The following is a 12,676-nucleotide window of genomic DNA, read 5'->3' as shown; positions in this document are numbered from 1 at the left end:
TCACTGTGTCCTGATTGACTCAAGGCATCAATTAACTGCTGCATCCATTTTGGTCAGTGGTGTTTTGTGCTGGATAAAAATCATGAAATTCATCGCACAGCTTATTTTGGTTGTCCTTATTGTGCTCAGTAACAGCATCGCTAGAGCCTATGACAGCCAAGCAAAATGTATTTGAAATTACAGGCAATTTCATAATTCATTTTTAAAAACTTAAAAAATATTGGATGGGGAAAATAATAGGATGAAATACATTTCAATTGCGCTGCTCACCAGCCTTGCGTTGGTCGGCTGCTCAAAACCACAACAAGATGATGTAGAGAATAAAGAACTATCTCAAAAGATTGAAAACATGTCATTGAATGATGCTGTCCCTGCACAGGCTGTTTCTTCTCCTTTGATTATCGCTCGCAATAAAATTACACCTCCGCTAACAAAGACTGGAGAAGACTTTCAGGAACTCATCAAAGATGAGGGGTATTTTTCCTTTTATCCACCGTATAAAACCATCTATGGATTGCAGATGTTTGCTGAAAATGACGATGTTGCAGATTATTGTGCAAACTGCGTGTATTTCCAGTCCATTCTCAATGATTTAAGAAATGTGCTGGCTTTAAAAAACAATCAAGTTTTAGTGATCGGAAATACAGGTCAACAGTTTCCTGCATTCACTTTTGCTTTAGGTGATGACTATTCTTTGCGTGCAGCGCATGATACGGCAATCAATTATATAAGATCGACAATGCAGGTGACTCCACCACAAAAAGATCAATTTGAGAGTACAGAACAATATCAACAACGTATTCAGACACTTCAAAATGAGTTGGATACTAAAAATGCCCATCTAAATTATGACTTGAAGCTTTTAGAACTCAGTTTAAATGCTACGTCTGGTCAAAGTCTGTTTATGCCAAGCAGCTATACACCGAATGATCGACCAAATGGTCCGATTGATAATTTTGTTTATTACGATGCTGATTCGAAACAATTACATTTTGAGAATATGAATTTCGCATCTGATCTTATTGTGAATTTCACAGCCCCATCCACGCCAGAGTTAGCACAAAATATTATTACGGCTAGTGGACAGAAGTATGTCGGTTACATTTTTAACTTCAATAATCATAAATTGGAATTAGAGAGCTTAGTCATTTATCAGGCCAACAACACTCAAGCTGATTCTGCGAATGAACCGATTGCCATCCTTGAACCGAGCACCATGTCCTTTCAACGCAAACATTTCAACGGCATAGAAAATGCTCGATTAAAGCAATTTGATGTGACACTGAAAAAGCCAATTCCTTTTGATTTTAGCTTGGAAAACTACACGCCGATCGAAAAGGTATTTAAAAAGATCGATGAGTAATTCCCACTTTTATAAAAAGTAAAAAATTGATTGACCAAACAATTAAATACACAGAGTTGGGCTTTCACCCAACCCTGTAGATCACAATATTCGATTAAATATAGGCATGTGTAATGAATTTTATTCCATCGATTGTTTTATCCAGTGTGTTGCTACTGACTTTAACTGCGTGTAATTCAGGTAACGATGCACCAAAACCAAAGGATACCCCAACTCAAACAAGTGAGCATAGCACTGCTGATGCGACTGAAACTCCGCCTCAATCTGAAGATGATTTTCCAGCCGTTGATAAATCCTTTCTGGAAGATGAGTCATATAATGCTGAGGAAGGGACTGAACCCACTGTACAAGAACAATTTGAAGTCCGTGTCCGTCGTGAAGAATCACAATACTCCATGACAGGCTATACCGATTTGTTAAACATCATGTCCTTGAACGATGCGCCAACCACCATCACAGGGGTTTTAATCAACCGTGGTAATTGCAGAAGCAAAGGCACTTACGATTACCAAAATATGCGCTATGGCTCAGTGGCAAAAGTCTACTTGGGCTGTTCCGCTGAATATGTCCGTGAAGTGACCATCACCACCAACAGTGGTTTGACCTATACCTATAATTTTTAGAGATTTAATCACAGCGATTTATACAAGCATAAAAAAGGCGTTCTAATCAGAGCGCCTTATATTTGAAAAGTTTACTTAGCAGGGATATTCCCTGTATAGCTTTGCCATAAATAGGAAATATGCTGACTCATATACCGATAAAGTTTGAGGGGGCCATTTAGAAACTCAAGCTGTTTACTCCAGTAGCTACGCATATCACTGTCCGCAAAGTAACAGTGTTTTTCCCAAACCAAATAAGGTGATCCTTGCACAAGCTCATGTCCCTTGTGTAAACAAGCCCCTCTCCATACCCGTAAGATAAAATCAGAATATTTACACTCATCACCAATCACATAAATGATGGCATGGACTGAATAAAATCCATTCAGTGATTTCACAATACGCCATTGCACATCATACAGCTTGCCAGCTAATTCTTCGGATTGATGTAATCTTTCCAGCCATTTACTAGCAAGTTTTGGTAATTTAACTTCGGCATCAAATTGTAAGGGAATAGTAAACATACAAGGTAAATCATAGATCATACAATTGATCTGCTTATGTTTGTCTAGACAACGTTTAAACAATGCCTTTTGGAATTTAATACTTTCATTAATTGGTTCAATAAATTTTGTATATTCCAGTGCAATCCGTCGTTTCAGAAACTTATGTTTAAATTGATCATGAATAAGCTCTGCATTCTCTACAAGGTAATTCATATTACCGTAATGAGAAAAGCCTACTGTATCAAAGATTGCAGCCCAATAAGGATTTAGTTGAAATCCATGTAATACCAAACGGTGATAATGCAGCCAAGGTAGAGAATTTAAAAATATACGATAATTCTTATCCAAACATTTGGGTGATCGTTTATCCATAACCGCTAGTTTCCCATTTTCAATTTGAGCTGCATTTTGAATACTCTGTCCTAAGAACAAATGAGTATTAACATCCAGCATGAATGGGATAATTGGTGTCTGCGGTATATAGTGTGCTTGAGGAGTCGCTGAATAATGAGTCATTTCATGCCTCCTTTTGACCAGTATTTTTAAGAGATTTACCCATTTTTATCGCAACATCCTTAGCAATATTTTTACCAAATACACGTATGAAGTAGGCTTTATCATTTCTAAGGTTTTGCTCATTCTCTTCATCCTGCTTAATCCTTTTATGCACAATGAATTGGTCTCTTTTGGTTATATAACGGATGGCTTTAATCAAATACTCGTATTTTTGTTTATCACTGCGATGTAAGGTGCCAATACCGACATCTTTGTATTTGCCATTGTGAGCATCAATATTGCAATTATAGTAAGTCCCCTCATCACCAATCACTCTTTTCCAGACCTCACCAATCTGTTGTGCTAACTTAATGTCCTGTGAGTGTTTACGACCATCGAGAAAGAAAAAACAGTGGTAGTGATAGCCCGTTTTTTCGGCAAATTCCAATTTCCATAGATAGCCCAATATACGTAAATTTGAAGTACGCTTTAAATAACGAAGGCATGTGATTAAATCTGCTTTGACTTGGGCAAGTTCAGGGTTTTGTGTTTTTCCATAACGAAAATCGACACGAGCAATGACAATTCTCGAATGTTTAGCCAGTATCGTATCTACACATTCTGTAGCGACCTTTTGCTGATATTGGGAACGTTCCCTTCGTTTTTTCTGTTGGTATTTGAATTCCTTTTCTTGAGTTAGCAAATACAAACGTTCAATGAATAGATTAATTAATTCTGCATAACAAATTGAAGTTATTGTTCCATCAGTATTTCTTAGCTGAATAATATCATTGGGGTAATGTAGATAAAAATCAGCATGAAAATAACCCTTTAGAATTTCGTTATACGCTTGCATAACAATCTTATGATGCTCACAATCATAATGCTCTAGAGGATCAAACCCTTGGATGAGTATTTGCTTTAATAATTCAATGAATTTTTTATCAATAGGCTCATACCATCCATGATACAGAGTGCCTTTGATCTTACGATAAGCCTGCACATAGTTGTGTTTTAAGATTTGTTTTACTAATTCAATTTCTGAGAATATTTTCTCAGCTTCAGGATTTGATCGAATTTCATATTGGTTATATTCAGTGTTGAAATCTAATAAGTAATCCAATGCCAATGAGCTTGAATGCTGATCGTCTGCTGCATTGAAGCATTCTTCATACATTGAATTGAGTAAAGACTGTTGCTCTTCCAATGGTGCTGTAATCTGAATGGGCTGATTAGATGAATCAGTATCAGTTATTTCAGTCTGCTGATTTAGAAAGTGTTCAGGTACTTGTGTTAAGTATTCATGTGCTAAAGCAGGTGTTTGATTATTACTCATAAGATAGGATGATTGATTCATAATAATGAACTTCTCTGTACGTAATTACACCTAACAATTTGTTAATTAAGTCAATTTATATAATAATTAATATTATTAGATATACTGATCATATAAGTAACACAAATGGTCAGGCGTAAAAATCACTGTAATCCCATGACCTCGAAATCAAGGAATTACAGTGTTATAAGGGTTAATAGGGTATGTGAGAGTTGTAAAGATATCTTGCTAATCTGGTTAGCTTTTTTTTGAATTGATCCAATCAATTATGTCCTGCTCTAACCAACCAACGGCTGATAGTCCCAATCTAATCGGACGAGGAAAAGACGAATCATATCTCTTGGATTTCGGGTTCATTTTGTCATACAGACTTGATTTACTTAAACAGACTAATTCTGTTACTCCTTTCATTCTAAGAATCTGATTTTTTTTGGTTTCTGAGGTTTGCATTGTTTACTCCGATTTAAACCTGATGTGGATGTCTTCGGATATAAATATGCTCTAGAATCCTCAGAAACATCAGCAAAACAAGATTCACAATTGTTAAGTAGCGTATTTAAATGAGTAATCCCGTCTTCGATCATGAAATTTACAGAATAGCTCACCCTGTAATGCAAAAATTAGTAAAGCAAGCTGTAAAAGCAAGAGAGTTTCAAGCAACTTTCCCAAATCTGTATAACGAGTTAATACGTATTAGGGATGTAATATTGAGGCAACTGGTCAACCTGCTAACTGAAAAATATAAAGAAAGAAAGTCACTACCTATTGAGCAAATCAAGATTGAAGTAGAGATAATTGTCTTTGGCAGACAGTTACTCAACCATGTAATGGGATATTGTCAAACAAGGCAATTAGTGGATGAAGATATATTTTTGTTAAACCATTTACTTCAACCAGATGAACTAACATCAATATTTGAAGAACTTTATTGCATATTTTGGGAAAACATCAAAAGTTATGAAGAATGGACACAATTCCCCAATTTTTCGACAAACCTCAAACGTATTTTGAACGAAAAGTATTTCTTACCTGACTTGTTACCATTCTGGGATATTAAATCTCTATTTTTGGATTATCTTAAAATTTATATTGAATATCATAATTTTAAGAATAGCAAAGATATAAAAGGCACAAATATAACTCAAGTCCCTTCATATCACGAAGTTAGGAATGCAATTAAAGGATTGAAAATTTATGGTACACCACTACAGAAGTCCACAAAATCATTTATTGGATGCTCTCCGTTAGATGCCAATTTGCCACCTTCAAAGTTCATAAATCTTCATCTAAATCTAGAAGAGGATGTTAGCAATCTGCCTGTGCTTTTAAGTAAATTTATACATGAATTTATGGCTACAAGATTAGATAATCAGAGAAATGGGACAGATGCCCAGCCTATTATTGACAATAAGGTTTCTGAAAAAATTCATAGCTTGAGCATCATTTTAGATGATTGTGCAAATTCACTTGAAGTACTCAAAAGAGCTGATGCAATTCTTACTGCGCTAATCAGCCTGATTTACTACGATAAAATTTTTGAAACAAAGATCAACAAGGGTAACATCCAGCAGTTTGAATCAGCGAATTATTCTAAATTTATGCTAAGTGAAATTCACGGCTCTGCAAACCAAACTATAATTGAGAATGCTATCAATCAAGATCGTCGCAACTCAATCAATCATACAGGCATGGATTATTTTTCCGATTTGTTCCAAACGCTTTATGAATTACTTGAAAATGATAAAGATATAAAAACCATAAAGCCTAAAAAAGCAACAATATTTATCACTTGTGGTATGAGGGACATACTTTATGAACATACATTTAGTAAAGCAAGTCTAAGTAAAGGTCTAAATGATATGGTGAAAAATTTATCACCAGAAAATTTATATGAGATCATCAATCTGTAAGGATGCAGACAACTTAACAGTCCGTATGATATACCAGTATCATCAAATTTATGGGTTTAACATCACTTACAAGCATCTAAAGAATATGGGTAGATTTATTTTTTTACAGTCTGCCCATAATTATGAATCGATAAAATCTCATAAACAGAATGTATAAGATCAAGAAAACTCATCCAAGATGAAAGTAAAGATAAGCAACAGTAAAAAACCAAATACAACAGACCATTCAAGCATAAGACCAAAGTGGATATTTGCAAAATTCCCCACCTTAAAATCAGTTTGGAATTCTACTAGAAATTTTCTTTCAACTAATATGATGTCCAAATAAGTAAAAAGATGTCTCTTTAGATATCACCTAATCCAATGTTTGATGAGGGGTAGGTTGAGGGGTAAAATCATAGATAAAAAACAAGCCCTTGTAAAAACAAGGGCTTATTTAAATATTTGGCGGAAGCGGTGAGATTCGAACTCACGGAGGACTCACACCCTCGTCGGTTTTCAAGACCGGTGCATTAAACCGCTCTGCCACGCTTCCATGTGCGTAAGAATACAAAGCTTGCCCTCTTTATACAAGAGAAATTTAACTGCAATGTATTCAAATGCATAATGTTTCATCAATTTTAGAGTTTTGCGGCTAATTCAGCACCATCCCGGATCGCACGCTTGGCGTCAAGCTCAGCTGCAAGCTTGGCACCACCAATAATATGGTAGTTCGCTGAAGTATTTTCACCGTCTTTAGGCATGAGATCTTTCACCGACTCTTGCCCTGCACATACGACAATGGTATCTACACGCAATAATTGATCATGGCCATTATGCTCAACCCACAAACCCTCATCGGTCACGGCTTTATACTGTACACCACGCAGCATACGCACCGCATGTTTTTTCAACTGTGCACGATGTACCCAACCCGAGGTCTTACCCAGACCAATCCCAAGCGGTGTGGTTTTACGCTGCAATAAATAGATCTGACGCACGGGAAGCTCAACTTCTGGACGCTGCATCCCGCCTTCAGAGATATAGTTAGGATCTGGATCAACCCCCCACTCACGTTGCCATTCAGCCAAAGGTTGTGGCTGAGGTTGATGTGGTGGTTTTAACAGGAACTCTGATACGTCAAAGCCAATCCCGCCTGCACCAATCACGGCGACTTTATGCCCCACTTCTGCACCGCGTAATACTTCTGCATATGACAACACCTGAGGTGCGGTACTACCTTGAATTTTTAATGCGCGCGGTACAACACCTGTTGCAACAACCACTTCGTCAAAACCTTCACGTTCTAACTGCTCGCGACTTACACGTGTATTTAAACGGACATCTACACCTGTCTGTTTCAACTGCACTTTAAAATAACGAATCGTTTCATGAAATTCTTCTTTCCCTGGAACGACCTTGGCTAAATTAAACTGACCGCCGACATCATGATTGGCTTCAAACAGCGTTACGGCGTGACCACGGCTTGCAGCCACAGTTGCAGCTGACATCCCAGCGACACCACCGCCGACAACGGCAATACGTTTTGGTTTTTTAGTTTTGATATAAACCAGTTCTGTTTCATGACAAGCCTGTGGATTGACCAAACAGCTGACACGTTCATTCTTAAATGCATGATCCAGACAGGCTTGGTTACATGCGATACAGGTATTAATTTCATCCACACGATTGGTAGCCGTCTTATTCACCCAATAAGCATCTGCCAAGAATGGACGCGCCATTTGCACCATATCAGCCTTGCCAGAAGCAATAATCTCTTCAGCAACATCAGGCATATTGATACGGTTGGATGCAATCACAGGAACTGATACATGCTGTTTTACCGCTGCAGTATAGTCGACGAATGCGGCACGTGGCACTGAAGTCACAATCGTAGGTACACGGGCTTCATGCCAGCCAATCCCTGTATTAAGCAACGTAATCCCTGCTTTCTCTAATGCTTTAGCTACCACGATCACTTCTTGCATGGTATTGCCGTCATGCACCAGATCAAGCAAAGAGAGACGGAATGCGATAATGAATTTTTCACCGACTTTGGCCCGGATCGCTTTGACAATCTCTACAGGGAAGCGCATACGATTTTCAATATCGCCACCCCAACGGTCAGTACGTTTGTTGACATGGCTGCTGAGGAACTGGTTAATTAAATAACCTTCTGAACCCATGATTTCTACGCCATCATAGCCTGCTTTTTTTGCCAAGCTTGCACAACGGGCATAATCTTCAATGGTTGCCAAAATTTGAGAATCCGACATCTGACGTGGTTTAAAGGGATTGATCGGAGCCTGAATTGGTGACGATGACACTGAAAATGGGTGATAACCATAGCGGCCAGAATGCAGGATCTGCATCAAGATTTTTGCACCATGCTTATGCACTGCGTGAGTCACAAGACGATGATGAGGAATATCTGCCAAGCTATTCATGGTTCCGCCTGCAGGGAGTAACCAGCCTTGACGGTTTGGAGAAATACCTCCAGTAATAATTAAGCCAACCCCACCCTTCGCCCGTTCACCAAAATAAGCAGCGAGCTTTGGATAGTTAAAGAAACGATCTTCTAAACCTGAGTGCATTGAACCCATTACCACGCGGTTTTTAATGGTGGTAAAACCTAAATGTAATGGTTTTAAGATATTTGCATAGCTAGTCATGATATTCCTTCTTAATTTTGGCTTTGCAACTTGTTGCATAGTACTTTAATACTTTTTTGTTGATTTGGGATGACCCTAGATAAAAATTTAATGGTTGAAAGTGTCAATTCAGCTTCAACAAGCATCTTGATGCTGTCTATTCAGCATTGCAATCTAATGAAAACCAAACATAAAAAAGCAGCCATATTGCTATGGCTGCTTTGAGGTGCAAACTTAAATCTTTCCAGTCTCACTTAAGGAATAAAACGACTATTTCTCCAATCAAATACGGATATAAAAACAAATCAATGCTGCTGATGACCCGAATAAGCAAGAGGATCTTTTGGCACTTTCATTTTTAAAGAACTCATCACGATTCCCAAACAAATCAAGACCGCGCCTATTAAGATGTTTAAGCTTAAAGGCTCATGCCAGATCAAAGAGCCAAAAAACAGGCTCAAAATTGGAATACACATAATTGAGATCGAAGCCACAAAGGTATCCACCTGACTGACAATCCAGTTCCAAAGCACAAATGCAAAACCAGTTCCAATCACTGCAATATAAAAGAGTGCTGATTCATTTAAAGGATTCAACCAAACTTGAGCATCAACAGGCTCAAAGCATAAAGCCATGATGAACATGAGACTGCCACCCAGCAAAAGCTGCCAAATGGTCAACTTGATTTTGTCATAACTCGCAAAATTCTTTTTGATAAAAACGGTTGATAATGCCCAAAAGAACCCTGAACCAATCAATAACACTTGTCCCAGCAATGACATATTCAGATGCACATGATGCAGTTGCGGCCAGAGAATTGCGATCAATCCCAATGCTCCAAGAACCAGTCCAATAACTTTCTGCTGATTCAATCGTTCATTTAAGAAGTAATGTGCCAATACCCCAATAAAAATTGGCATGGTAAAAACCAGTACTGCAGATAAACCTGAATCTACAAATTGCATGGCAAAAGTCTGGGTGGCATAGAAACCAAAACAGATCAACATGCTTAAAATGATCAAAGGCTTCCACTCAGCTGGCCGTGGCAAAATAGATTTTTTTAAAATCCGTTGTACTAGCATCAAGGTTAATGCTGCTAAAATCAATCGCGTAGAGATAAATAAGAATGCTGGGAAAACTTGTAAACTATGCTTGACCAAGCCCCATAACGAACCCCAGACCAAACACAGCAATGTAATTGCACTGACGACTCGAATATTCACATCTGGTACTCAACCGCTAGAAAGTCTGCTTAGTGTATAAAACAAATGACATCATGAATAATGTTATGTTTTAATAGATACATCATTTTTTTTGATGCCATTATGATTTTTCATGCTTTTCTTGAATGGCTCAGATATTGAGGACTTGCCGTGAATATTGATATTAGCGATATCCGATCTTTTGTGACTGTGGCCGAGCTAAAAAGCATTACTGCTGCGGCAAATAAGCTCAATTATTTACAGTCTAATATGACTGCCAAAATAAAAAAGATTGAAAATCACTATAAACGCCAATTGTTCATTCGCAAGCCCAAAGGTGTGGAACTGACTGAATCAGGCATGAATTTGTATGCTCAATACAAAAAAATGATTTTTACGTGGGAAGAAACTGAAAATAAGATCTATCAACAAGAAAATGTACTGCGCTTTGGCACCAATACCAGTCTAGGCGGTATGCGTTTTCACCCCTCTTTTAGCCAGCTCTATGAAGCCTATCCTGACCTTTCGATTACCATGAAGACAGGTCCAACAGGTTACATCGAGGATGAGATTTTAGCGGGCAATCTGGATATTGCGTATGCCCTGGGACATCCTAAACATAAAAATCTACAATATATTCAAAAGGCAGAAGATCAACTGGTCATTATCGGTAAAAACATGATCAACCATGACAGTCTGGAGGAATGTCTGAATCATCAAAATATCTTGCTCGCGTCTGAACAATGCTGCTATGCCACAACCTTAGAGAGTATCTACACAGACTATAAGCTTAAAAAAGGTGAACTCACTCATATTTATGATCATGAAGCCTTAATTCATTTTACCCAATTGGGTATGGGCATCTCGATGATTGCCAAATCATTGATCGAAAAATATAACATTCAATATTATCGGGAAACGCCTGAGCAGTATCGAGATATCGGGCTCTATCTGATTGCACGCCATGATCATGTGTTCACACCGATTGAGAAACAATTTATTGGCTTAAATGATTCGCTTTGAACGAGATACTTTTTATCAACGGTATTTGCCTACTTTTCACTGAAGACCTTTTAAAGTTCAACGCCTGTTAACACCTTATGCTGAATACTTATCGTAAAACTTTATATTTTTCTGTTGTTAATCTATTTTTCAAATGAAAAAAAAAGAATTCCTTTCCCAACAGAAAAAAAATTGATTTGAAAAGTGATATAGTACTGAGCGTATAAATTCTCTTTGGTCACCGATGTATTAGGGTGCCTATTTCGAAATAGTTAGGACTAGCAATGACTGATAATGCAACGATCTTGCAGCATGTACCAGTAGGTAAAAAAGTTGGGATTGCCTTCTCTGGTGGTTTAGACACTTCAGCAGCTTTATTATGGATGAAACAGAAAGGCGCAGAGCCTTATGCATATACTGCAAATCTGGGCCAGCCTGATGAAGATGACTATGATGCTATTCCAAAGAAAGCTGAACAGTACGGCGCAGTCAAAGCTCGATTAATCGATTGTCGTTTACAACTTGCACTTGAAGGGATTGCTGCAATTCAATGTGGCGCATTCCATATCAGCACGGGTGGTTTACCTTACTTCAATACCACACCTTTAGGTCGTGCAGTGACAGGTACAATGCTTGTTACCGCGATGAAAGAAGATGACGTCAACATTTGGGGTGACGGCTCGACTTATAAAGGTAACGATATTGAGCGTTTCTATCGTTACGGTTTATTAACTAACCCTGCGCTTAAAATCTATAAGCCTTGGTTAGACCAAACCTTTATTGATGAGTTAGGCGGCCGTGCCGAAATGTCGCAATTCTTAATCGACAATGGTTTTGACTATAAAATGTCAAAAGAAAAGGCGTATTCAACTGACTCGAATATGTTGGGTGCGACGCACGAAGCCAAAGATTTAGAATATTTAAATGCTGGTATCAAAATCGTAGACCCGATCATGGGCGTTGCGTTCTGGAAAGACGACGTTGAAATCCAGCCTGAAGAAGTGAGCATTACTTTTGAACAAGGTATGCCAGTGGCACTGAATGGTCAACGTATCGAAGATCCTGTTGAATTCATTCTTGAAGCGAACCGTATCGGTGGTCGTCATGGTCTAGGAATGTCTGACCAAATCGAAAACCGTATCATCGAAGCGAAATCTCGTGGTATCTATGAAGCACCGGGTATGGCTTTATTACATATCGCTTATGAGCGCTTGGTCACAGGTATTCATAATGAAGATACGATTGAGCAATACCGCATTAATGGTTTACGTTTAGGTCGCCTACTTTACCAAGGCCGTTGGTTCGATTCTCAAGCGCTCATGCTTCGTGAAACGTCACAACGTTGGGTTGCTAAAGCGATTACTGGAACTGTCACTTTAGAATTACGTCGCGGTAATGACTACACCATCATGAACACCGAATCTCCTAACCTCACGTATGAAGCTGAGCGTTTAACCATGGAGAAAGGCGATTCGATGTTTACGCCAATGGATCGTATCGGTCAGTTAACCATGCGTAACCTTGACATTACCGATACCCGTGCAAAACTCGGTATCTATACTGAAACAGGTTTGCTTGCAGTTGGCCAAGGTTCTGCAATTCCACAATTGGAAAACAAATCAAAATAACA

Annotated in this window: 10 protein-coding genes and 1 tRNA gene; 5 read left to right on the top strand and 6 right to left on the bottom strand. The window is 38.3% G+C overall.

Translation table 11 applies throughout. From position 1 onward, the window contains the following. The first annotated feature begins 241 nt into the window (after nt 1-241). Nucleotides 242-1,363, top strand: coding sequence for a putative periplasmic lipoprotein (locus F907_RS10920; RefSeq protein WP_004801554.1), 1,122 nt, complete (start codon nt 242-244; stop codon nt 1,361-1,363). Between the two features lie 113 nt (nt 1,364-1,476). Continuing rightward, complete coding sequence (locus tag F907_RS10925; protein WP_004699703.1) at nt 1,477-1,986, top strand: hypothetical protein; 510 nt, start codon at nt 1,477-1,479, stop codon at nt 1,984-1,986. A 71-nt stretch (nt 1,987-2,057) separates the two neighbouring features. Here F907_RS10925 and F907_RS10930 read toward each other — a convergent pair whose 3' ends face one another. The 3 genes from F907_RS10930 to F907_RS10940 all read right to left on the bottom strand — a co-directional run bounded on the left by F907_RS10930 (nt 2,058) and on the right by F907_RS10940 (nt 4,713). Next, complete coding sequence (locus tag F907_RS10930; RefSeq protein WP_004699700.1) at nt 2,058-2,987, bottom strand: hypothetical protein; 930 nt, start codon at nt 2,985-2,987, stop codon at nt 2,058-2,060. A gap of 1 nt (nt 2,988) precedes the next feature. Continuing rightward, nucleotides 2,989-4,323 carry a YagK/YfjJ domain-containing protein gene (locus F907_RS10935; protein ID WP_004699698.1) on the bottom strand — a complete coding sequence of 445 codons (1,335 nt, stop codon included), beginning with the start codon at nt 4,321-4,323 and terminating at the stop codon, nt 2,989-2,991. Between the two features lie 216 nt (nt 4,324-4,539). Further along, nucleotides 4,540-4,713 carry a helix-turn-helix transcriptional regulator gene (locus F907_RS10940; protein ID WP_228127864.1) on the bottom strand — a complete coding sequence of 58 codons (174 nt, stop codon included), beginning with the start codon at nt 4,711-4,713 and terminating at the stop codon, nt 4,540-4,542. A gap of 149 nt (nt 4,714-4,862) precedes the next feature. Here F907_RS10940 and F907_RS10945 point away from each other — a divergent pair, with 149 nt between their 5' ends. Then, complete coding sequence (locus tag F907_RS10945; RefSeq protein WP_004801557.1) at nt 4,863-6,212, top strand: hypothetical protein; 1,350 nt, start codon at nt 4,863-4,865, stop codon at nt 6,210-6,212. A gap of 445 nt (nt 6,213-6,657) precedes the next feature. On the opposite strand, the gene F907_RS10950 is transcribed toward F907_RS10945, so the two are convergent. The 3 genes from F907_RS10950 to F907_RS10960 form a co-directional block, all read right to left on the bottom strand. Further along, nucleotides 6,658-6,747 (bottom strand) — tRNA-Ser (locus tag F907_RS10950). An 85-nt stretch (nt 6,748-6,832) separates the two neighbouring features. After that, the gene (locus F907_RS10955; RefSeq protein ID WP_016651917.1) at nt 6,833-8,863 is read right to left on the bottom strand and encodes an NADPH-dependent 2,4-dienoyl-CoA reductase; all 2,031 of its coding nucleotides are present in this window, start codon (nt 8,861-8,863) and stop codon (nt 6,833-6,835) included. A 284-nt stretch (nt 8,864-9,147) separates the two neighbouring features. Next, nucleotides 9,148-10,065, bottom strand: coding sequence for a DMT family transporter (locus F907_RS10960; RefSeq protein WP_016651916.1), 918 nt, complete (start codon nt 10,063-10,065; stop codon nt 9,148-9,150). 150 nt (nt 10,066-10,215) lie between these two features. Between F907_RS10960 and F907_RS10965 the strand changes: the two genes are divergently transcribed. Further along, nucleotides 10,216-11,067: a LysR family transcriptional regulator gene (locus F907_RS10965; RefSeq protein ID WP_016651915.1), complete on the top strand. Its 852-nt coding sequence runs from the start codon at nt 10,216-10,218 to the stop codon at nt 11,065-11,067. A 263-nt stretch (nt 11,068-11,330) separates the two neighbouring features. Beyond that, complete coding sequence (argG, locus tag F907_RS10970) at nt 11,331-12,674, top strand: argininosuccinate synthase (RefSeq protein WP_016651914.1); 1,344 nt, start codon at nt 11,331-11,333, stop codon at nt 12,672-12,674. The last annotated feature ends 2 nt before the right edge of the window (nt 12,675-12,676 follow it).

The organism is Acinetobacter colistiniresistens, assembly GCF_000413935.1.
Lineage (GTDB): Bacteria > Pseudomonadota > Gammaproteobacteria > Pseudomonadales > Moraxellaceae > Acinetobacter > Acinetobacter colistiniresistens.
Note: the sequence above shows the minus strand (reverse complement) of the source record. Positions and strands in the feature narration are given on the sequence as shown.